Origin of the sequence: Pseudoalteromonas sp. SG45-2 (assembly GCF_014164115.1) — a bacterium.
Lineage (GTDB): Bacteria > Pseudomonadota > Gammaproteobacteria > Enterobacterales > Alteromonadaceae > Pseudoalteromonas > Pseudoalteromonas distincta.
Genome location: NZ_JACJEO010000001.1, coordinates 119351 through 143369, shown reverse-complemented (window position 1 = coordinate 143369; position 24019 = coordinate 119351). Strand labels below are relative to the sequence as shown.

Annotated in this window: 11 protein-coding genes; 3 read left to right on the top strand and 8 right to left on the bottom strand. The window is 39.6% G+C overall.

Features of this window, described 5'->3' with window-relative positions:
• Positions 1-2 precede the first annotated feature (2 nt).
• Positions 3-1910, top strand: coding sequence for a S9 family peptidase (locus tag H5116_RS00625; RefSeq protein WP_182715331.1), 1908 nt, complete (start codon positions 3-5; stop codon positions 1908-1910).
• Positions 1911-2160: 250 nt separating this feature from the next.
• Here the strand turns inward: H5116_RS00625 and H5116_RS00620 are convergent, their stop codons facing one another.
• From H5116_RS00620 to H5116_RS00595, 6 genes are all read right to left on the bottom strand, one after another.
• The gene (locus tag H5116_RS00620; protein WP_182715330.1) at positions 2161-4578 is read right to left on the bottom strand and encodes a glycoside hydrolase family 15 protein; all 2418 of its coding nucleotides are present in this window, start codon (positions 4576-4578) and stop codon (positions 2161-2163) included.
• A 9-nt stretch (positions 4579-4587) separates the two neighbouring features.
• Positions 4588-6093 carry an MFS transporter gene (locus tag H5116_RS00615; protein WP_182715329.1) on the bottom strand — a complete coding sequence of 502 codons (1506 nt, stop codon included), beginning with the start codon at positions 6091-6093 and terminating at the stop codon, positions 4588-4590.
• Entirely contained in the window at positions 6086-7945 is a 1860-nt protein-coding gene (locus tag H5116_RS00610; RefSeq protein ID WP_182715328.1) for an alpha-amylase family glycosyl hydrolase, read from the bottom strand. Before H5116_RS00610 ends, H5116_RS00615 begins: the two co-directional genes overlap by 8 nt.
• Positions 7946-8034: 89 nt before the next feature.
• The gene (locus H5116_RS00605; RefSeq protein WP_182715327.1) at positions 8035-9891 is read right to left on the bottom strand and encodes a glycoside hydrolase family 13 protein; all 1857 of its coding nucleotides are present in this window, start codon (positions 9889-9891) and stop codon (positions 8035-8037) included.
• Positions 9891-11384 carry a tryptophan halogenase family protein gene (locus tag H5116_RS00600; protein WP_182715326.1) on the bottom strand — a complete coding sequence of 498 codons (1494 nt, stop codon included), beginning with the start codon at positions 11382-11384 and terminating at the stop codon, positions 9891-9893. The genes H5116_RS00605 and H5116_RS00600 overlap by 1 nt, the downstream gene beginning before the upstream one ends.
• Positions 11385-11488: 104 nt before the next feature.
• On the bottom strand, positions 11489-14281 hold the full coding sequence (locus tag H5116_RS00595; protein WP_182693524.1) for a TonB-dependent receptor: 2793 nt from the start codon (positions 14279-14281) through the stop codon (positions 11489-11491).
• A gap of 663 nt (positions 14282-14944) precedes the next feature.
• Between H5116_RS00595 and H5116_RS00590 the strand changes: the two genes are divergently transcribed.
• Both H5116_RS00590 and H5116_RS00585 read left to right on the top strand, forming a co-directional pair.
• Positions 14945-16567 (top strand): alpha-glucosidase family protein, encoded by a 1623-nt coding sequence (locus H5116_RS00590; RefSeq protein ID WP_182715325.1) that lies wholly within the window; start codon positions 14945-14947, stop codon positions 16565-16567.
• 510 nt (positions 16568-17077) lie between these two features.
• Positions 17078-17320 carry a hypothetical protein gene (locus tag H5116_RS00585; protein WP_002959734.1) on the top strand — a complete coding sequence of 81 codons (243 nt, stop codon included), beginning with the start codon at positions 17078-17080 and terminating at the stop codon, positions 17318-17320.
• Between the two features lie 357 nt (positions 17321-17677).
• On the opposite strand, the gene topA is transcribed toward H5116_RS00585, so the two are convergent.
• A complete protein-coding gene (gene topA, locus H5116_RS00580) occupies positions 17678-20386 on the bottom strand; it encodes a type I DNA topoisomerase (protein ID WP_149602799.1) in 2709 nt (902 codons plus the stop codon).
• Between the two features lie 249 nt (positions 20387-20635).
• Positions 20636-23938, bottom strand: a complete 3303-nt coding sequence (locus H5116_RS00575) for an Ig-like domain-containing protein (protein ID WP_182715324.1) — start codon at positions 23936-23938, stop codon at positions 20636-20638.
• Between the last annotated feature and the right edge of the window lie 81 nt (positions 23939-24019).

Genomic DNA, 24019 nt, shown 5'->3' with positions numbered 1-24019 from the left:
AAATGAAATTTAAAAAAAGAATATTAGTAGGATTAACCCTACTAGGCCTATCTTCTTTTGCTAATAGCGAAACTGAAGATGCGGCACAAGTAAGCAGTATTGATGCTTTCTCAATGTCATCTGCTATACGCAGTGTTGTAGCATCACCTGATGGTAAGAAGCTTGCTATTTTAAGAGCGACTACTAAAAATGGTGACTATATAATTGAGATAAGAGATCCAAATAACCTAGATGCAGAGCCTGTAAGATTAGGCGCTGATAAAATGCTGATATCTTCAATCGTATGGTTAAACGATGAAAAACTTGGCGTTATGTTTAGGCAAATATTAGAAGATGGAAGTCGCAAATACTGGGTTAATAAGTTTGCAATAACCGATGCAGATGGTAAAGGCGACTGGCTATTACCATTTAAGAAAAAACGAAATGTTCAATTTAATATAATAAATATACTTCCTGACAAAAAAGATGAAGTATTAGTAGAGGTTGATATTAATAATAACTACATTCCAGATGTAGTGCGCTTTAATATTAATACTGGACGAAGCGTTACTGTAATGCGCGGAAATGAAAAAGTATCAGGCTCATTCGTTTCTGACTACGACGGTGAAATAAGAATAGCCCAAGGTTGGAATAAGTCTGATAACGCAATCGATTATTATGCCCGAGATAAAGGTAATGATGATTGGAAAGTAATTAAGCAAGTTAGTCCTAAAAAGCGTGAAAACTTTGAGATTTTAGGGTTTGCGAAAGGTAACCCTAACGAAGTTTATGTTAATGCCAACTTAGGCGAAAATACGACTGGCATTTATATTTATAATATTAAAACAGGTCAGTATTCTGAACGTCAATTTGGTCTTAAGTCTGTAGATACCGATGGTGTTATACTTGATACCGACGGCACCTTACAAGGCTTTCGCTATACAACTAAGCAACCTAAGTTTTATTTCACAGATCCTAACCTACAAGCACTTAACGAATCTGTTGCGTCTTTATTTAAAGGTAAATTTGTACAAATCATCAGTAGCTCTGATAACGATAATGTATTAGTAGTGAGAGTATCTGCTGACGATAACCCTGGCAGCTATTACATTGTTACTAATAAACAGAAGTTAACTAAGATTGGTGATCGCCTTCCGTTTATTGATAAAAGTAAATTAGGAACCGTTAAATATATCTCTTATAAAGCAAGAGATGGACGTAAAATAAAAGCATACGTAACTATTCCTGCAACTAAAGGTCCTTACCCCGCAATAGTACTCCCTCACGGTGGTCCTTGGGTTCGTGACTCTGTTGTATTTGATGACTGGGCACAGTTACTCGCCTATCATGGTTACGTAGTTATTCAACCAAACTACCGAGGTTCTACAGGTTACGGTTTGGAGCATTGGATAGCCGGTGATAATAACTGGGGCTTGAAAAAACAAGATGATTTAGATGACGCCGCACAATATTTAATAGATAAAGGTTTAGCAACAAAAGATAAGCTTGCTTTATTTGGTTGGAGTTATGGTGGTTATGCTGCATTTGCTGCATCTATGCGTGAAAACAACATATATAAATGTGTTGTTGCCGGTGCGGGTGTAAGTGATTTGAGTCGTATCAATGCAACTCTTAACGAAAATCGCTTTTTAAGTATCTTACAACGCCCTACTATTACTGGTGTCTCTCCTGTAGAGCAAGTAAATAAAGTAAATATTCCTATACTGGTTGTACATGGCGATATCGACAGTCGTGTTCCAGTAAAACACAGTAGAGACTTTGTATCTGAGCTTGAAAAGTACAAAAAAGACTTTAAATATATTGAGCTAGAAGATGCTGATCACTTTTCTGATACGCTTTTCTACGATCATAAAAAAGAGTTTTATACAGAGTTGTTATCTTGGTTTGATAATAAATGTGGCCTCAAATAATGTAATAAAAGGGTGGCATTCATTTGATATGAAGAGCACCCTTCATATCAAATCGCCTAATTAGGTGATCTATTTTGAGGTAAGAAAATCGTACTGATAACAAGATAAAAATTTCGTTATCTAGTTATTACCAACAAATAATTAAGTATTATTGCTGATTCATATTAGTTTAAATACAGAATAACTGAATAGTAAAAAAGGCTTCTAAATTTATTTAGAAGCCTTTTTAATAACTGCAGCTTGCTTTATATTAGTCTTTAAGTGACTCGCCAACCACTGGATAATAATCCCAAACTTGTTTATCACTGAGTGAGCGTACAAGCTTAATGTATTCTGCATGTGTCCATGCAAGTGGCGTTGCTGAGTTTGTGCCCTCGCCTAACGCATGACCAGCTTTATTTACACCTACACCATCCCATACTTGCTCTGGTAGCATTAGCCCTTTATTGGCAAATTGCTCCAAACCTTTAACATAACTATTTTTAATTTGCGCTTGTTTAGCATCATCAAAGGCGTTGTTTGCGTTAGCTGCTGCTATTTCATAGTGGCCACGTTCACCTGTGAAAAACGGCCATACACGACCACGTTGGCCTGGTGTATTACTGCCACCCTCGGCATAGTTTGTGCCCGTTACTTCATCTTCGCCGTAGCCATCATTACCATAGCGGCGGTAGCCTGCAAATGTGCCGCTGCCGTCGTCAAAGCTAAAGCTGTATTTAACTTGTAGGTTATCTTCTAGTGTTTCGTCATCGTACTCAGGTAGTGTTTTAACGATGCTTTCATCATTTGCACCGCGTACGCCATACCGTACTAGCTCTAAAAAACCGCCATCTAAAATTTGCTTTTTATTAAACCCTTCGCGGCCATTATTAGCGTTAATTTTAGTGTTTGAGTTTGCATCGGTATCTTGGCCTATACGAATAAAGTATTCGCCATCGCTATTCTCGCCTTTTAAGTTACCTTTAGTGGTAAACATTTGCGATTCAATATCGCTGCTGTATTTTTTAGCTGTATCTAAGTAGCGCTTTGCGTTTGTATCATCGCCACTTAGTGTTGCAATATCACTGGCTGTAATAAGGCCAGCTACTATTGCTGCAGTAGTCGAAGGCGAATAACCGCTTTGCTCTTCCCAACGCTCTTGTTGGGTTGCCGGTGGTGTAATTTGCGTGTCGTTCCATAAAATTTTAGCAAGGCCGCCATCAACCAAAAAATCAGCCGCGGGTTTTAACATTTTTCCGTACCAGCTTTTTAGCTCTTCATCACTAAGTACATTGGCTTTATGTAACTTCCAAGCAAGCATAATAGGCATAGCTGTTTGGTCAAGCTGTACGCCGACCCATTCAAGCTCACCATCTACGTGCGTTTTTTGTAAAAACCAGCCTGTATCGCCTTTATTACCTGGTGTTTTGCTATTTACTTGCACTTTTTCAAGGTATTCAAACGCTGTTTTTGCTGTGGCTGTATCGCCGAGTGCCATAAAGGCCATGGCTACTTGATAAAAGTCGCGCACCCATACTGCTTTATAGCCAGTAGAGCCCTCTTTGGCTGAAACAGTTTCGCCCCATGGATTAGATAGAGAAGCAATTAATGCCCCTGCGTGTGTTTTATCTTCTTGTGCTTTTAGAACCATGGCGCTGGTGTATAAAAGCTTACCGTTATCGGCTGTTTGTTCAATCATTTTATTGAGCGGTTTGAGACTTTGTAGGTAATCTTCCCAGCCTAGCGCTTCACCTTTACCGTTATAGTGATCAAGCACCGCTTGGTACCCTTTTGCTAAGCTTTTTTCGCCTTGCTTTATACTTTGCTGCAGGGTTTTACCAAAGCTTAGTGCTAAATCAAATGTGGCATTATTACTATCGATATTACCAAGTTCTGCCAGCAGAGTGACGTTACCGGCCTTATCGCCAGTGTTTGAATATTGTTTGCTTAGTGTTTGCTGTGTTTTAAGTGAAGTGATGCCATCACTTACGCCTGTAAAGCCTACACTTTGCATTTTGAATGGTGTAGATGATTGCAATGTTAAATAATTATCATCTTCCCAAGCGACTAAGCCGTGCTCAGTGGTTTTTGCAAAATCACCTAAGCCGTTATTGTTTATATAAGGGTTAACAGCAACATACGCTTTTACGCCTTTAAGTGACGTATTAAAAATACTGCGTACAAACAATGTTTGTCCGTCAGGGTCGGTGAATATGTGTTTTTCAAGTGTAAAGCGGCCTTGTTTATCAGTGCTTGTTACTTTATAAGCCAGAGAAAGTGGGCGACCTTGTGCATCTTTATGTAAGTAATCAATGTTGACATCTAAATCATCAGCTTCACTAACGGTAAAGTCTTTACCTGTTACTATAAATTGCATGTCTTTTATTTGAGCTTGGTGAATAAGCCCAAACATGGTTTCGGTGATCATACCTTTAGCGATTGAAAACCATACTTTAGACACATCCCCCGTTGCAGCTGAATCACTGTATTGGCCGTTTTGGTATTGCTCGTGCGATGTACCAATACCTGTTTTACCTGCGTAAGCCCAAAAAGGCTCTGCGCCTGGGGCGCCTGGTGCCGATTTAAGCTGTGCAGTGGTACTTTCATTAGTTGTGCTTGTGTTTTGAGCGCCACAAGCTGTTAAACCTAACGTTAAAAGTGAGGCGGTTATAAGGTTGTATTTTTTCATTGTGTGTCCTTAATGTAAATTTTTAACGCGCATTACCGCAACGGCAGCGACAACAAACGAGGCTGCACCAATTAACAATGCGTAAATAGGCTGATTAGAAAATACGTGGCGTAATATAAGTCCTAAAATACTGGCGGCAAGTAACTGAGGTATAACTATAAAAAAGTTAAAAATACCCATGTAAACGCCCATTTTATTACTTGGCAGTGCGTTACTTAGCATGGCGTAAGGCAGCGATAAAATAGACGCCCACGCAAACCCTACCCCAATCATAGGAATAAGTAACATTTTAGGGTCTTGAATAAACATAAAGCTTGCAAGGCCTAACGCGCCTAGCAATAAATTAAAGCAATGTGCGCCTTTTAATCCCATTTTTTTAACTAAAAACGGAATACACATAGCCGCAATAGCTGCAAAGCCATTGTAAGCGGCAAATAAAATACCCACCCAGTCTGCACCATCGTTGAATGCTTTAGAGGTTGCATCGCTACTGCCGTAATGAAAACTTGTTACTGCTGCTGTGGTGTATATCCACATAGCAAACAACGTAAACCAGCTAAAAAACTGCACCCATGCAAGTTGCTTCATAGGCCCTGGCATTGTAAATACATCTTGTACTACTTGGTAAAAACCACCTTGAGTTTTGTTAGCACTTTTAAGCGCTGCTGCAATCCACTGCACAATACCAAACGCTAATAAACCACCAGCAAGTAGGTATAATTCTTTTTCAAGCGATAGCCCCATTACTAATGCAAGGGTTGCTAAACCCAGCACTACAAAAATAATGGCGCCTTTATTAAAGTTAATATCAACCAGTTTGCTTGTAGTAGGTTGAGCGCTTTGCTTTTCAAAAGCCGCTAATTGCTCTGGGCTGTACTCTTTTGTACGTGCAACGGTCCAAAGCACAGCAACAAGTAGCACCACCCCACCCCAATAAAATGAGTATTTAACAGATTCAGGAATTTGCCCTGGCGCTGCGGTGTTACTTACATCAAACCAGTTGGTCATCATCCATGGTAATGCTGAGGCTAGTACCGCACCAATACCAATAAAAAAACTTTGTAACCCGTAACCTGTAGCGCGTTGTTTTTCTGGCAAGTTATCCCCAACAAGTGCTCTAAACGGTTCCATGGTTACGTTGATTGACGCATCCATAATCCATAACATACCGGCAGCAATCCAAAGCGTTGGCGAATGCGGCATAATAAATAGTGAAAGCGTTGTTAACACTGCGCCTATAAAAAAGAACGGACGGCGACGACCAAAGCGCCCCCATGTTTTATCGCTCCAGTAACCAATAATAGGCTGTACGATTAAACCAGTAAGCGGTGCTGCAACCCATAAAATGGGAATATCATCAACTTGTGCGCCTAATGTTTGAAATATTCGGCTCACATTGCCGTTTTGTAGTGCAAAGCCAAATTGAATACCTAAAAAACCAAAGCACATATTCCATATTTGCCAAAAACTCAGGTTTGGTTTGTTGCTGTCATAATTATTATTTTGATTATTCATGATTAGCCTTATTAGTTAAAACTGCGCTGCTAAATGCATCAAGTGTGAGGTTAAATGTAGCGCCTTGCGGGTGAGCTTTAAGCTGGGTGGTGTGATTTTCAAGTAAATCATTTAATAGCGTATTTTCACTCATTGCTCCTAATTGTGCCTTTGATAAATTAACCGTAATTGTTTGAGGTTGTTCACTAAAGTTACTTAATACGTACAGCGCTTGTTGGCCAAGTTTGCGCGTAAAACCTACAACTCGCTCACTTCCTGTAACGCTAAGCTCAGTCATTTCACCGCCTACCACAGCAGGTAAACTATTTAGTGACATAATCGCTTTGTAGTAGTCACGAAGTGCTACTTGCTCTTGTGTTAAATTAGCACCGTCAAACTTGCCATTATTCATCCATGCTTGGTGCGCTGGCACGCCAATGTAGTCAAAAATACTGGTGCGTGTAGCTGTGCCAAATCCTGCGTTTTCTGAGCCATCTTCTCCCACATCTTGACCAAAATATAATAACGTGGGTGCGCGGCTCATTAAGTTAGAAACCACCATAGCCGGTTTACCCCACACAGCGTTACCTGCAAAGTCAGGGCTCGCGATGCGTTGTTCGTCGTGGTTTTCTAAAAAGTGCAGCATGTGCGCTTCAATATCAGTAACTTGGCTTTGGGCTGCAAAAATAGTATTAGCAGCTTGCTTACCCTGCATAATGGCTTTTAGTGTGTCATAAAAGCCTACTTTGTCGTAAAGGTAGTCCATTTTACCTTGGTGAATATACGCACGGTACATTAGCGGGTTATACACTTCGGCTAACAAAAAGGCGTCGCTTTTTTGCATTTTTATCGACGAATTTAAAAAACTCCAAAACTCTACTGGCACCATTTCGGCCATGTCGTATCTAAAGCCATCAACGCCTTTATCGAGCCAAAAAAGTGCTATGTCTCTAAATTTGTACCAGCTGTTAGGAAGTTCTTTATCTTGCCAAAATGCATAATGAGCACGGTAGTCTTTATTTTTGTATTCACTTGGCAATTGAACAAAATCGTAGCTACCATCTGGCTTTACGCCATAATTTACTTTTACTGTTTCGTACCAATCGTTTATATCGGGTTTTGGTGCACGGGCACCGTTACCTGTCCATTTAGCGGGTGTTTCATCAAAAAAGCCATCCGCTAATGGGCTTTCATTACCCCCTAATACTTTGTACTCTGGCGATGTTGGCACCTGAAAAGACTGCCCTGGTACGTAGTAAAAGTTATTATTTTTATCGTACGCTTTAGTGGTGTCGTCTTGTGCGCCAAAGTCTTTAACGCCTTTAGGTTTGCCAAGGGATTGGTAATTTCGTGCTACATGGTTAGGCACTATATCAATAATGACTTTCATGCCATGGTTATGTGTACGCTCAACAAGTGCGCCAAATTCATCCATTCGCTGAGTAACATTAACTGCTAAATCAGGATTTACATCGTAGTAGTCTTTAATAGCATACGGTGAACCTGCACGGCCCTTTACTACATCGGGGTCATCTTGCGAAATGCCGTAGTCGGTATAATCGCCTACTAACGCATGGTGTAACACACCGGTATACCAAACGTGCGTGGTACCTAGCTCTTTAATGCCTTTTAGGGCTGCATCGTTAAAGTCGGCAAATTTACCTACACCATTTTGCTCTTTAGTGCCCCATGGCACATTGGCTGTTTCGGTATTACCAAACAAACGCGTAAATACTTGATATACAACCGGCTTGGTAAGCTCATTTTGCGTGTGGGTAGGTGCTTGCTGTTGTTCAGGTTTGTTATTTTCTGAACACCCTGTAGCAATAAGTGCACTACAAAGTACTGCGGATACATAAACTGATTTTTTCATTGTGTGTCTTTTTTGTCAGTATTGTTATTAACTTTATACTAAAGATTACTGCAGCAACCATACAGTTGCTGCATACGTATTCAGGTAAACTATTGAGAGGTATTTATAATTAATACCGTTGCACTCATTGCCGGTAAAGCAACTGTATTACCCAACACCTGTGTTTTGTGGGTGAATAAGTTAAGTGCTTTGGTATTTTTTGGTATTACTTCCTGCATATACTCAATATTCTTAGTTAGCTCTTTTGTGTTTTTATTCATAAATACCAACACCGTTTGCTCGTCGCTAATACGCGCGTAACTATACACGCCTTGTTGAGGCGTAAAATGTACAAGCTTTCCTTTATCTAATGCTGAGCTGTTTTTTCTAAAATTAAGCAGCATACTAATGGTGTTATGCATGTCTTTTTGCTGTTTTGTTAGCCCCTCGCCCGTAAAGGCATTACGTGTTTGGCCTTTAAATCCACCCGGGAAGTCGATTCTAATATCACCATGGTCTTTACTTGGGGTGTTATCCAATAGTACTTCGGTGCCGTAATACATTTGCGCTATACCACGTGTGGTTAAAAATAACGTCATCGCCATTTTTGTTTTAGCTACGTCTTGGCCAAGTTCAGTATAAACACGGCTCATATCGTGGTTATCTGCAAATACCATAATGTTATCTGTATCTGGGTATAAAAAGTCATTAGCTAACGACTCATAGACTTTAACCCAGCCCGTGTTCCAGCTTTCTTCTTCATTTAGCGCTTGAATTACCGACTCTTGCAACGAAAAGTCCATCACGCTTGGTAAGCTTGATGTATAACCATCTTGGTTATGCTTGCCACGTTGCCAGTAAGAGGCAATAGCAGGGTTTGACGTCCACTCTTCTCCAACAATATTAAAGTTTGGGTACTCCTGCATTATGGCTTTTGTCCAATCACTCAAAAATGCTTTATCTGAGTAAGAGTAGGTATCAACACGAATACCACTTAAATCGGCGTATTCTATCCACCAAATAGCATTTTGAATTAAGTATTCACTTAACAGTGGCTGGCGCTGATTTAAATCGGGCATGGTTTCTACAAACCAACCATCGTTAAACTGGCGCTTGTCGTATTCACTCGCGTGTGGGTCTTGTATAGTTTGGCGCGCATGGCTTGTGGCGTTTTTACCTTTTTTAAACTCGCCATTAAAGTTAATCCAATCTTTAGTTGGCTTATCTTTAACCCAAGTATGCTCAGAGCCAAAATGGTTAAGAACCATATCCATTACCAGGCCTATGCCCTGCTCTTTTGCTTTTACCGAGAGCGTTTTATATAACTGGTTTGAGCCCATACGTGGGTCAACATTATAAAAATCTGTAATTGCATAACCATGATAAGAATAATCTGGCATGTTGTTTTCAAGCACTGGGGTAAGCCAAAGCTGTGTAACGCCTAAATTGTTTAAATACGGTAATGCGTTTATAACACCTTGAATATCACCACCGTGGCGCCCGCCCTTAGTACTAGGATCAGCGGCTTCTAACATGCTAGGAACGCTATCGTTTTGTTTATCACCATTAGCAAAGCGATCTGGGTTAATTAAATAAAGCGTATCGGATGATGTAAACCCTTGGCGGTTTGCGCTGTTTTTATTACGTTCAAGTAGTGAAAACTCAAAATTTTGACTCGCTTCGCTGGTGTTAAACACAAGCGTTCCTGCTTTAGCGGTATCAGTAATAGTAATATTTAAAAATACATAATTTGGGTTATCTGTACGGGTTACTTTATTTAACTTAACACCATTGTATTTAGCTAATTTAATTTGCTCGTTTGCAATATTTTGCTCATGCACCATGATGGTTATGGTATTTTTGTTCATGCCAACCCACCAATTAGCAGGCTCAACGTTAAGTGCGTAGCTAATGGTTGGTAAAGTACAGGCACTTACAAGTAAAAGTGTGTTTAAAAATCGCATCATCAGGCCTTTTTAATTTTTGCTAAAAAATCTTTATGAGTGGGTAATTGATCTACTGTTGAGGTAATAAGCGTTTTTAATGTAGAAAATAAGTCGTTTAGTTGTTCACTGCTTAATGAGTCAACAATACTGTTGTAATCATCGGGGATGAGGCCTTGGCCAATAAATACCTGTTGCCAAGCAACTTCGGCAAATAGTTCATCGTTTTCGCGCACTACTTTGCCAGTTTCCTTAAATAATTTGAGCTTGTGGGCCAATGAGTGAGGAATGTCCATTTGCTTGCATTGTCGCCAAAAAGCAGAATCTTCTCGCTCCGTCAGTTTGTAATGCAAAATAATAAAATCGCGTATGTGCTCTATTTCTATCACGCTTTGCTTATTAAATTCAGTAACTAAAGTTTCGCTTATGCCATTGTGTGGAAACAGCTTTATTAAACGGGTTACTGCACTTTGTATTAAGTGGATACTAGTTGACTCTAACGGCTCTAAAAAGCCACTAGCAAGACCAACCGACACCACGTTTTTATGCCACTGCTTTAAACGCCGTCCTGTTTTAAATTTTATAACACGTGGCGCCGTAATGGGCTCAGCGGGTAAATTGTTTAATAATAACTGCGTTGCTGCATCGTCAGATAAATAACGGCTACAGTACACCAAGCCATTACCTATTCGGCTTTGCAGCGGTATTTGCCACTGCCAGCCTGCGCTGTGTGCAATTGAACGCGTATAAGGTTTTAGCTCGCTAGTACCTTGAGACTGCGACGCCACGGCGCTGTCGCATGGTAAGTAATGAGACCAATCTACAAAACCTGTATTAAGGGTTTGCTCTATGAGTAAGGCGCGCTGCCCTGTAGCGTCTATAAAAAGGTCGCCATTTATCTGCTGTGTGCTATCAAGGGTTAATGATTTTATATTCCCTGATAGAGGGCATTGTTCAACCTGCTCTATTTTGGCATCAATATGATCAACACCGCGTGACATTGCGAGCTTTTTTAAAAACTCGGCATATAAAGTTGCGTCAAAATGGTACGCATAGCTTAAGCCAGGTAATTGCGTGTTAGGTATGGTATTTAATGGTGCAAACTTATGCTGTTTAGCTGCTTGGTAGTTAAGAGAAAAATCCCATAAGCTTTCTTCTGTACCGCTAATGTGCCCTTTTACCCAAAAATTGTAAAAATCGCAAAAGGGGAAGTCTTTTCCAAATGAGCCAAAAGCATGCATGTAGCTATGAGAGGTGGTTTTCCAATTTTCGAACTCAATTCCTAGTTTTATAGATGCATTAGTAGCGTTTATAAACTCTTGCTCGTTTATACCCAGTGCGTTATTAAGCTGAATAATAGGCGGAATTGTTGCTTCACCCACGCCTATAGTGCCAATAGTACTTGACTCAATAAGGGTTATTTTGATTACTTTACCTAACACTTTATTAAGCAAGGCGGCTGTTATCCACCCTGCTGTGCCCCCGCCTGCGATTACGACGTGTTTTATTGGTTTCATATTATTGTCCACGTTTACAGTTTAAAGCTTTGTTAAGTTTGATAAAGTAGCTATAAAAAAGCCCTTGTAAAACAAATTACAAGGGCTCCTACACACAACCTTTATTATAGCTGGTAGCTAAAGCCTAACAAGTAAGTGCGACCGTAATCTTGGTAGTCGCGAACTTGTAGCGCGTTATCGCCAGAAAGCGATGTGAACGGCTCTTCTGTTAAGTTTTGAACTTGGAACTGAATTGATAAACCTTCAAGGCTCTCAACCCCTGCTTCAGAGAAGTCATAACCTGCCTGAATATCCCAAATTGTTTCGCCGATAATATTCACTTGCTCTGTATTAAAGCCTAATCCGTAAACATCACCTTTGAAGTCACTACGCTTACGCATGCTGGTTCGTAATTGCATGCCATTCATCTCGTAGTAAACCGTTAAGCTTTGAATTTTATCTGATAGACCCGGTAGTTCGTACTCATTGCCATTTCCATCTTCAATATCAGATTCAATACCTGTATGACTAGCAATTAAGCCAAAGCCTTCAAGAGACGGGTGGAAAATTTTAAATGGTAACGCTAGAGATATCTCGTAACCGTATAGGTCACCGCCGCCGCCATTTACTTTGCCACTGCCAGTACCTTCTGACGTAGCTGGTACTTCACCTGTTGATGGGTCCGCAACACCCGACATATCAATCGCGTAAGTACCGTCAAAAATCCACTGGGTTAAGTCTTTATAGAAAAATGCAGCAGAGAAGTAACCTTCATCACTAAAGTAGTTTTCATAAGATAAATCGTAGCCTGTTGCTTCTTTAGGTTCTAAATTAGGGTTACCACCCGATACAGACCAAAAGTTACCGTTTTCATCCGGTGTATCATTATATGATGCATTAACAGAGGCGTTCATTTCATCTATACGCGCACGTGAGATTGTTTTAGCTGCGCCAAAACGTATTGTTTGCTGCTCATCAATCGCAAGTGATAAATTTAAGCTTGGTAAAACGTGAGAATAATCGTGACCAATATCTGTAGGTGAAGTAATGACTAGACCAGTATTCCCATCTACACCAAAAGCATTACCTTGAGAGGATTGATCTGTATGAACATAGCGCACCCCAACATTACCAGTTAATGGAAGACCACTTACTTCTGCATTAATATTAGCTTGTGCAAATGCTGAGGTGATTTCTTCTTTTACTGTCCACGACTTAGTTGCATGAGTTGAGCTAGTTAAACTTTCGTCAAGGGTTTCATAGTAACCATCATTAACTAAACCATTTACATCGTAGGCTATCATGTCGCCTAGCCCAATAAAGTCAAGGCCAACACTGCCTAAACGGTATTGCTCAGGTACACTAAGCATTCCTGGGTTTTCAAGAGAAAAATCAGTTAAAGTCAAGAAGTAACCTTGCGAAGATTTAGACTTTTCACGCTCTTTATAACCTAAGCCAAATTCAATTGAGCTAATGTATTCGTTTTCTAGTACTTTAGACGCTGCAAGTTTTAATGTAACTAATTCATCTTCAATAGTTGGAGCATTAATAAAACCGTCTTGAGCTTGGTTTTCATACTCTGTGCCAGTTAATCCATATGCATCATTTAGTGCAGAGCTTGCACCCCACGAAAGCGGCCCACCTAATTGAATTAGATCATAATCGCTGTAATCTAAGTCATGTGAAAAAGTAGCGCCAGTATTGCCACCATTAAAAGCATAACCTAAGTTATCTGCTACACCGCGAGAATCACCACGCCCTGTACCTGAGTAGCTTTCTATACTCCAAATTTTACGGTCAACTTGCGAGTAGCTTGCGTCAAATTCTACTGACCATGAATCATCAATATCGTATTTAGTGTTAAATCCAAATGCAGTTAGTTCAGCATCACGCTCTTGGTAATCGTTACGCACAACAACACGTTGGCCTTGTGTTACAGCACTTGTTATAAATCCACTTTCTGCATCTACTATAGCACTGCTTGCATCAATACTACCTTGACCCCAAGCAAAAGGAACTTCAATGCCGCGCAAAATTTGCTCGTCTGTAAAGTCTACATACAACGCATCAAACGTCATATTTAGTTTATCTGTAGGCGCTGCCTCTAGAACAAGCATTGCTGAATCACGTTCAAGCGTTGATGAACGAACATATGGTTTAGCACCGCCTAAAATTGAATACGAGTTACCATCTTCAGCAGTGAATTCAGGGTACCCCCATGAATTCCAACGTTTTTCTTGGTTTGGCGAGCTCATGGTGTTTAGTGCAAATGCAATACCTATAGTGTCATCAGCAAACTGGTCGATGTATGAGAAAGTGCCACGGTAACCGTCGTCGTTGCCGTCAGGGTTTAATTTATCAAAGCTTGTTTGCTCATACTGTCCATTTACTTGAACAACACGTTCACCTTTACTTAGTGGGCGAACTGTTTGCATGTTAATTATGCCCGCAATACCCTCTGCATCTAAATTTGCACTTGGTGTTTTATAAACAGTTACACCGCTCATAATTTCTGATGGGTAAAGGTCAAATTCTACGCCGCGGTTATCACTAATAGATACTTGCTCGCGGCCATTAAATGTGGTGCCACTTTCGTTTTCACCAAAACCACGAATTGATACTCTACTTGCGCGACCATCTAGGCGTTGCGCTGTTAAACCTGGTAAGCGTGCAATAGACTCAGCAATAGATGAATCAGGTAGCTTACCTATATCTTCTGCTGAAATTGACTCAACGACTTGAGTAGAAAAACGCTTTGTGTTGATTGATTCTACAACACTGCCACGAAAGCCTTTTACTTCGATAACCTCAACGTCATCATTTTTAGCTGTATCTTCTTGTGCTGCTACAGAGGCAAAGCTTGCTAATCCTGCAGTAGCCATTGCCAACGTTAATATACTTGGTTTGAACATAGACATGATGTTTTTCCCGTTACCCATATTGTGATACTCGCTTCTTTATTTGAGTGATAGTCAAACAGGCGAGCTAATTTTGTTGTCAGGATGAATATTAACGCCAGCTTTATTTTATTAACAACTTTATGCATACGTATTCAACAGTTATAGCACGACTTCAGATTAATAAAAACCTTGCCAAACAAACATTAAACAATTGATTTTGTTGTAAATAAAATTATTGAAAATGACGCAATCAACATTACATGTAAAATCTACTGTATCAAAAACTAAAAGTTAACAGGACGCAATGTAAACAAAGTGAAACTAATTAGTATCGCTATTTAGAATGAGAAATATTAGACACAATTCAAATGTTTAATTGGTCAGACCATTAAATTCAAAACATAAAATATATTTTCTCTTGTATGACAAACCGTTATGTTTAATAAAAGTCAGAAAGTAAGTGAGCACCATAATTGGTAAAAATCCAATACATAAATAAAACACCTTTAAACTAGCTATAAATACTTATTTTTAATAATTTAATTGCGTTAATTTTAGTGCATACGTATGCAGACTTTTTACAGTGTACAAGGCTTCACGTATGCTTTTTGCAAATAACGTGATTAATCGTAATCACAAATAAAAATAGTCTAAATACTGTGTGGAATGACGGAGAAAAGCATGACCCAAAAGCAGTGGTATAAAGGTGCGGTTATTTATCAAGTTTATCCGCGTAGCTTTCAAGATAGCAACAACGATGGCATTGGTGATTTAAGAGGGATTATTAATCGTATTGATTACATTAAAAGCTTAGGCGTTGATGCTATTTGGATTTCACCTTTTTTCAAATCGCCAATGAAAGACTTTGGCTATGATATTAGCGACTATCGTGACATTGACCCGCTTTTTGGTGACCTAAATGATTTTGATGAGCTAATAAGCGAAGCCCACACTCGTAATATTAAAATAATTATTGATCAGGTGTTAAGCCATACATCAGATCAACACCAATGGTTTACTGATAGCCGTGAAAATCAAAATAACAGTAAAGCCGACTGGTATGTTTGGGCTGACGCAAAAGATGATGGAACAGCCCCAAACAACTGGCTATCTATTTTTGGTGGTGGTGCTTGGCAGTGGGAGCCTCGTCGCGGGCAATACTACCTACATAATTTTTTAACCGAACAACCGGATCTTAACTTTCATAACCCAGATGTTCGAAAAGCTGTGCTTGATAATGTTGAGTTTTGGCTTAAAAAAGGCGTTGATGGTTTTAGGCTTGATGCAATTAATTTTTGCTATCACGACGCGCAATTACGTGATAATCCGGCTAAACCAAAAGATAAGCGCCAGGGTCGTGGTTTTAGTGAAGATAATCCGTATGCATTTCAGTACCATTACTACAATAATACTCAGCCTGAAAATATTGAATTTATGCAAGATATTCGCACATTACTTAATAAATACCCAGGTACTGTATCGCTTGGCGAAATCTCATCAGAAGATTCATTAGCTACAATGGCGCAGTACACCCAAGGTGGCGACAAACTGCACATGGGTTATAGCTTTGAGCTATTAACAAATGATTACTCAAGTGAATATATTAGAACTACGGTTCAAACTCTAGAACAACGTATGACTGAAGGCTGGCCATGCTGGGCATTTAGTAATCATGATGTAGAGCGCGTAGCGAGCCGCTGGAGCGAAAATGGCGAAGTAAACCCTCAACAATGTAAAATGCTAACCGCCCTATTAGCTTCTCTTCGCGGCAGCGTGTGTATGTATCAAGGTGAAGAGCTAGGTTTAGGTGAAGCAAGTGTGGCATTTGAAGATTTACAAGACCCATACGGCATTACATTTTGGCCTAATTTTAAAGGGCGTGATGGCTGTAGAACACCAATGCCTTGGGATCTAGCTGATTCATCTCATGCAGGTTTTAGTGAAGTAAAACCTTGGCTACCCGTTGATAATGCACATAAGCAGCAATCAGTAGCTATACAAACAGATGATAACAACTCAATTTTAAATGCCTACCGTGAGTTTATGGCATGGCGAAAAAGCCAAACAGTTTTACTTGAAGGTGATATTGAATTTATAGAAACGCCAGAGCCTGTGCTTGCTTTTTATAGAACGCTTGGAAAGCAAAGAATGCTTTGTATGTTCAATCTCAGCGCTAAGCAAACAAGTATTGATATGCCAACATCAATCGTTAAAGAATACACCGAGCTTAGCCACCACAGCGCAAAGTTAGACCGAGGCACCACAATACTTGAGCCTTACGCATGTTTTTACGCTCAGTGTTAATGACTCAAAAGTTACGTTTAGTGTATACGTAAGCGCGTTACACACGAAAAAGCCCAAGCTATTCACTTGGGCTTTTTTGTATTTAACGCATTCTAGTGACTTTTAGTTTCAACATTTAGACATTCAGTTAAAGCAAATAATACGGCTGATATTACAAATTTAAAATATCCTCATAGCAGAAATATACAATGGCGCTTATCCATTTCATTTTTGAACCTAAAAAATCACTTTTCCTAAAACAATCTAAAGGTTATTAATATAAAGCGCAGAATCAAGTTTTCTTAGCTACTAAATATATTACTCCAGCTTATAATGCTGTACTTACTAAAGTTTAAAAACCGACAAGTAAATTACTCATCCTCACGATAAAAAAATTTCGTTATCTTTTATTTCAATTTCGATTAAAAATCAACATACCAACAGAGTTGTTCTGGATTGGGCACTACTGATTTATACCTAACTTTAAACTGGATAAATCAGTCATCACACCATTTTTTTAGGAATAAACGAATGAAAAAAGCATTGCTAGCACTAATCGTAGCACCACTATTTGCAGTATCTGCGACTTACGCGGTTGCAGACGATGCGCCAACAGCTTCAGCCGAAATGATAAAAGAATACACAGAAATGTGTGTTAACTGGGCTAAAGATGATGACGTAAGCAATGAAGAGCTAAATGCCTACGTATTAAAATGCGTAAATGATGAGCTTGAATCTGAAGGCTATAAAAAAGTATCTTCTGTTAAGATTTAATTATACCAATTACATTTAATTAGTGATCAATTATAGCGCTAAGAATAAAGCTCAATAGCTAAGCGAAAAAGCATGACATATATTTGTTCTCGGCAGCTGCTCCCTGCAATGCCTACTGTCTGCATCTATGCAGTCATATATGAATAGTTTTTAACGCAGTAACTGAGTTATTTAATACGCTAAAATGACCATGTTTTTAATCAAATTGGTAACACGCTTAGGTGAATGTACTGCTAATAAAGCCGTTGCGAAAGCATTCAACTAGGCACAAAAAAACCGGAATAGACACAAGCTGTGCATTCCGGTTTTTTTATGATTTTTTAAATCTACAAAAGCTATGAATAAGCAATAACGAGCTTATTCATCTTCTTTTTTAGCTTTCGCTTTAGGCTTAGCTTTAGCTGGTGCCTTTTTTGCAGCTGCTTTCTTTTTAGGCGCTGCTTTTTTCTTCGCTTCTTCTGTCCATTTACCTGCTTCATAATGAGCAGTCCAGCCGGTAGCTTTACCGTCAACTTCAGTCATAACATACTGAGATTTATTTTTACGGCTATAGCGTACAACAGCAAGATTACCATCAGGATCTTTAGCTGGTGCATCTGCTAAATAATAAAACTTAGGCGAAATGCGGTCTCTAAAGCGTTTTAGTTCTTCAACCTTGGGTGCACGTGTTTCACGTGACTTAGGAAAAGTATTTGCGGCTAAAAATATACCCGCAGCGCCATCACGTAAAACAAAATACGCATCTGACTTCTCACACTCTAATTCAGTAATGTGAACAGGATCTTCTTTTGGTGGAGCAGCCTCACCATTTTTAAGTAACTTACGTGTGTTCTTACACTCGTCGTTATTGCAACCAAAGTACTTACCAAAGCGACCCGATTTAAGCTCCATGTCAGAACCGCACTTATCACATTCGATAATTGGTCCGTCGTAGCCTTTAATTTTAAAGGTACCTTCTTCAACTATATGCCCTTTACATGCTGGGTTATTACCACACACATGTAGTTTACGGGTTTCGTCAATTAGGTATGAGTCCATTGCAGTTTCACAAATAGGACAACGCTTCATCTGCATTAATTTTTCGGTTTCTACGTCTTCGACATCAGCAGCAACCGCTTCATCGCCCGACACTAAGTTCATTGTTGTAGTACAACGCTCTTTTGGCGGAAGGCTGTAACCAGTACACCCTAAGAAAACACCGGTTGAAGCCGTACGTATGCCCATTTTGCGGCTACATGTAGGACATTCTATATCGGTTTCAACCATCTCATTAAGACGCATGCCACCATTCTCTGGCTCGTCTTTAGCGACAGTTAGTTGCGTTGAAAAATCAGCATAAAACTTATCTAAAACTTGAGTCCATACACGCTCGCCTTCAGCAATGTCATCTAAACGACCTTCCATTTTAGCTGTAAAATCAAAGTTCATTAAATCAGTGAAGTTTTCAACTAAGCGGTCAGTAACAATTTCACCCATTTTTTCAGCAAAGAAACGGCGATTTTCTACACGTACATAACCACGATCTTGAATTGTTGATATAATCGACGCATAAGTAGATGGACGACCAATACCACGCTTTTCAAGCTCTTTTACTAAACTAGCTTCACTAAAGCGAGCTGGCGGCTTAGTAAAATGCTGCTTAGGATCAAGTTCTATTAAAGTAAGTATTTCACCTTCTTTAACAGCTGGCAGTGATTGATCTTCTTCGTTCTTTTTACGCACCGCAGGTTGTACTTTTGTCCAACCATCAAAGCGAAGCACGCGGCCTTTTGCTTTGAGCTGGAAATCGTTAGCTGCAACAGTCAGTGTTGTTAAGTCGTATTCAGCAGGTACCATTTGACACGCTACAAACTGACGCCAAATTAACTCATACAGCTTTTTAGCATCGGCATCTACGCCTTCGATATGACCAGACAACACTGTAACGCTTGAAGGACGAATTGCCTCATGCGCTTCTTGTGCATTGCCTTTAGAGCTATAGTTAATTGGATCTTTTGGTAAATATTTAGCACCAAACTCGTTCGTTACATACTCACGACACATTTCAACCGCATCTTTTGAAAGATTGGTTGAATCGGTACGCATATAAGTAATATAACCGCCTTCATACAAACGCTGAGCGAGCATCATAGTCTTTTTAACGCCATAACCTAGGCGTGTACTTGCCGCTTGTTGCATGGTTGAAGTAATTAATGGCGCACTTGGGCGACTTTTACTTGGTTTTTCTTCAACGCTAATTACTTTGTATTCTGCATTCTCAAGGCTTTTAACAGCTGCGCTAGCCTGAGCTTCATTTACAGGCTTAAATGCCTTTCCTGCTTGTTTGGTTACTTCTAAGCGTAACTCAGACTCAGTATTCTTAACATCAGCGTGAATATCCCAAAACTCTTCAGGGATAAATGCCTTAATTTCACGTTCACGCTCAACTAATAAGCGTACCGCAACAGACTGAACTCGTCCTGCAGATAGACCACGTGCAACTTTTGCCCACAACAAAGGAGAAACCATAAAGCCTACAACACGGTCTAAAAAGCGTCGTGTTTGCTGAGCGTAAACCATGTCAGTATTAAGCTCACCTGGTGTTTCGAAGGCTTGTTGTATTGCGTTTTTGGTAATCTCGTTAAAAACTACGCGCTTATACTTTTCAGGTTCGCCGCCAATGATTTCTTGAAGGTGCCAAGCAATTGCTTCCCCTTCTCTATCCAAATCCGTTGCGAGGTATATTTGATCTGCATTTTCAGCCAGCTTTTGTAATTCTTGAACAACCTTCTCTTTACCTGGCAGGATTTCATAATGCGGCTCCCAACCTTGCTCAGGATCAATACCCATACGCGCGACTAGGTTAGTATAATCTCGTTGCTTTTTATACGCTGCTTTCTCTTCAGGTTCCATTTTGCGAACTTCTGCTGGCGTTTTAGTTGCCGGCACTTTAGCTTTGCTCGAACCTGAAGTAGGTAAATCACGTACATGCCCAATACTGGACTTTACGATGAAGTCATTACCTAAATATTTATTAATTGTTTTAGCCTTAGCAGGTGACTCTACAATTACTAGCGATTTGCCCATAGTTGCCTATTTCTAACCAAATATTAAAAATGTGTTTTGCCGACATAAGCGGCGCGAATATTTATAGGTATATCTACAAACACTAGTTGTTACAAGCTTTTAATACAAACTTTTCAGTATTTACTGAATAAACGAACAATTTTTGTCGTTAAATTAAACAAACCGGTGTTTTTAGATTAATTGATGTGGAATATATAGAACAGAAACAAAAATGCCAACCTAAAGGTTGGCATTTTTTATTTTAAACGATTATAAATCGTCGACTACTGAAACTGAAAATGGTGAAACTAAACCTGAAGGAGCTTCAACTGATATATTTAAGCTACCCGATGGACTATCGTTACCACCTGTCAAAGGTTCCCGTTTAATACCAAAAGAAACACCTACTGGAACAAAGCTCGTAGTATTAGGAAATACATAACTAGTTTCGCCAGTAATTTCACCGTTATCAGTACTAATAGATACCTCAGTACCTGCAGGCATAGGATTATTATACATATCTGCAATATACATAATCAGACTGACACTACTAGTCCCTGTTGGAGTCTGGGTTAAATCTATTTCACTGACTTGACACATCTGTTGGCTTGTTGGATCAGCTTGTGAGCGACGTACTAATGGGCTCGCTGGATCACTGTTTATATGCACCTCAGATGCTGTTACGCCTGCAATAGCAGAGCAATCATCAGCATAGGTTACTAATCTAAAGAATGCCGCATCACCCGACATAACAATCTCTTGGTTTTGAAATACATTAACCAATTGACGGCTACATAGGCCTGCGGTTTCGTCTTCTTCACGACATAGTAAACCATTGTATAAACCGTTTTGGGTAGTCCAAGAACCATTACCATCAAAATCTACGAACTCTTCAAACTCATCACCTGTTGAATTGTCACGAGAACATGGGTCTGTTCCATCACTACAATCTTCGCCGCCAAAAGTACCATCTTCATTGTTATCAATAAAAGCTTCTGGGATATCAAATAAATCATCAAAGAAGTCTTCGCTATCAAAGTAACCATTACCATTTAAGTCTGAAAAAGTCTCTTCACCAATAGCATATGCATGAACGGTTGCTCGTCCACCAAGTGGTAAATCTATTGTAAGATCATTATTTAAAATACCTAATGGGCACGGTAATCCACCATCACATTTTTGAGCAATTGTATTTTCGTACATTGAATCAGTAAAAGGACGCGGGTTGCTACTTGTCCAAGTAACGCTACATGCTCCATTCGTTGTAGTACAACTTGGCTCAATAACTCCACCTTCTGTAATAAAAGTAACGGCCGTACCATCTGGAACAGGATTATTAAAGTGATCGGCTAAACGTGCGTTAACCGCTACTGTATTACCATCAACATTTAATGCATGGGGATTGAAAATAGAACGCGATAGCGAAAAACTATTTTGATCAGCTATACCTGTACTAACAACAAGAATATCTGAAGGGGCTGTTACAACAACTGTATTACCTTCTACCTCTTCTTCACTTGATGCAATAACACGTACAGGTGTTGCAATCGAACCCGATAGTACTGATGTCTTCACTTCGCCACTGGCATTAGTAATAGCGCTGGCAGTGCCTAATGTAATGCCACCTACAGCAGTTGAAAGTTCAAAGTTAACCGTTCTTGACGCTAAATCGTTCCCGTTTGAATCGACAAGTTTGAAAGTCACTTCTGAAATTTCAGTACGGTCAGCACCACCAGTACCTTTTAATGCAATTACAGGCTCTGTAACATCTATAAACTGTAAAAAACCAATATTTGCAGGTGATACATTAATTGTAGTATTTGCAGAAACGGTATCTCCACCAGTAATAACCGTTGCTGTAATAATATCACCACCCACACAAGTTAAAGGGCGATATGTAGAACGTGCAAATCCACCAATACTAGTCACTGTTTCATCAATTGATGCCTGCCCCGAACTTACACAGCCCGATGAGAATTCAACCGTTAATGGAGTTGTATATAACTCACCATCTTTAGAAATTTCAATAGAAATTAGAGCCGTAGCCCCTGCCGCTAATAGCTCATCATCAGCAATAGAGCTCGAAATAGAAATTTCGATATCTACCGCAGCAATCTGAAACGCTTTAGTCAAGTTACTATCAAGTACAGACACGGTGATTTCACCTGCCCCTACATCTTGCCCAGGAACAATATCGAGTAGTGCGATACCATTTGCATCTGTAATTGCAGTGCCTGTTGAAGGAGTAATAGATCCAATAGTAGTAGTAGCGGTTACTAAAGCTTGAGTAAGTGGTGTTGTAGAGTCTTCATTAGTCACTTCAATAAATAAAATAGCTGAAGAATCACCTGAAATACTTGTTACCTCTTCACATAAACTTGCATCTCTAGTTGTTTTAAAATCAACCGGACAGTTTTGCAAAATTTTAAAATTGATATCCGCAGTGCTTTGATCTGGGTTTACAGCATCGCCTCGGGTGTAAAAGCCCAACGTTTTCTCCACACCTTCATACTGTGCGGTTATTAAACCAGCACCTTCGACAGTACCTGAAGTTAAATTAAGTGAAGCTATACCATTTTCGTTTGTTAATGCTGTTCCAATGCTTGGGATAAGATTACCTAGGGTAGAAGAAAAATTAACAACGGCCCCCTCTACTTTAATACCATCACCATCAAGAACAGTTGCTTTAACCACACCACTATCGGCTGCACTAATGGTACTAATTTCGGTCAATGAAGTCGAAGATGTAAGACTCAATCCTATAGAAAAGTCTAACGACTCACCCTGAACGGGTGCATCACCTTCGGTAGTAAATGTATAACCATCAGAGCTGTAAACAATGTTTTCATTATCAGTGTAGGTTGCAACTATAGAACCTGCACCAACTTCTGTACCAGCTAGAAGGCTTATTGTTGCAATGCCTTGAGCATTTGTTAGTGCTGTGCCGTTAGTTGGATTGATTGTTCCTAAACCAGTGAGTACGAATTCAACAAGCTTAAATGCAGCAGGCTCTCCATCAATCTCTAGCTCAACTTGAACAGTAAGAGGGTTTGAATAATCAACATTACGAGTATTCTCACCTGAACTGTTTACAGCTGTGATACTTAACTGAGGTTCTGTTGACGCGGTACCATCAGATTCAAAAGCAAATGTATCCGTGTAACTGACACTATCAATCGTAAAAGTGGCTGTAACTTCACCTGCACCTGCACTTGAACCTGCTATTAGTTCAATAGTCGCTACGCCATCTGATTGAGTAAGAGCGGTACCTGCTACTGGGTCTAGCTCACCAATAGAATCCGCTAACGTGAATGTAATACGCTCGCCAGACACTGCATCACCATCTTCATTAACTAAACTAGCTCTTAATTCTAAAGGAGCATCAGCAGTAACACTATTCGACTCAGTATCACTCGCTTTCAAATAACCTTTCAAACTTATTGTATAGGTTGATGTTTCCGTCGTGGAATCACCATCACTAATAGAGCCGTCTTTTTCAAGTGACCCACCGCCACCACAGGCTGTGAGTAAAAAACTTAGCAATGAAATGCCGAGCAGTCGCATTAAAGGCATGAACCTCTCCCTAGCGTTGTTATTATAATCAAAATTAATTTTCACTTAATATTAACCTATAACTTAGTCTAAAATCTCAGT

Bases quoted from the DNA above. Each gene is read 5' to 3' on its own strand.
- H5116_RS00620 (WP_182715330.1), bottom strand. From the start codon at position 4,578: ATGAAAAAATACAACCTTATAACCGCCTCACTTTTAACGTTAGGTTTA.
- H5116_RS00605 (WP_182715327.1), bottom strand. From the start codon at position 9,891: ATGATGCGATTTTTAAACACACTTTTACTTGTAAGTGCCTGTACTTTA.
- H5116_RS00615 (WP_182715329.1), bottom strand. From the start codon at position 6,093: ATGAATAATCAAAATAATAATTATGACAGCAACAAACCAAACCTGAGT.
- H5116_RS00590 (WP_182715325.1), top strand. From the start codon at position 14,945: ATGACCCAAAAGCAGTGGTATAAAGGTGCGGTTATTTATCAAGTTTAT.
- H5116_RS00610 (WP_182715328.1), bottom strand. From the start codon at position 7,945: ATGAAAAAATCAGTTTATGTATCCGCAGTACTTTGTAGTGCACTTATT.
- H5116_RS00595 (WP_182693524.1), bottom strand. From the start codon at position 14,281: ATGTCTATGTTCAAACCAAGTATATTAACGTTGGCAATGGCTACTGCA.
- H5116_RS00600 (WP_182715326.1), bottom strand. From the start codon at position 11,384: ATGAAACCAATAAAACACGTCGTAATCGCAGGCGGGGGCACAGCAGGG.
- H5116_RS00575 (WP_182715324.1), bottom strand. From the start codon at position 23,938: ATGCCTTTAATGCGACTGCTCGGCATTTCATTGCTAAGTTTTTTACTC.
- topA (WP_149602799.1), bottom strand. From the start codon at position 20,386: ATGGGCAAATCGCTAGTAATTGTAGAGTCACCTGCTAAGGCTAAAACA.
- H5116_RS00625 (WP_182715331.1), top strand. From the start codon at position 3: ATGAAATTTAAAAAAAGAATATTAGTAGGATTAACCCTACTAGGCCTA.
- H5116_RS00585 (WP_002959734.1), top strand. From the start codon at position 17,078: ATGAAAAAAGCATTGCTAGCACTAATCGTAGCACCACTATTTGCAGTA.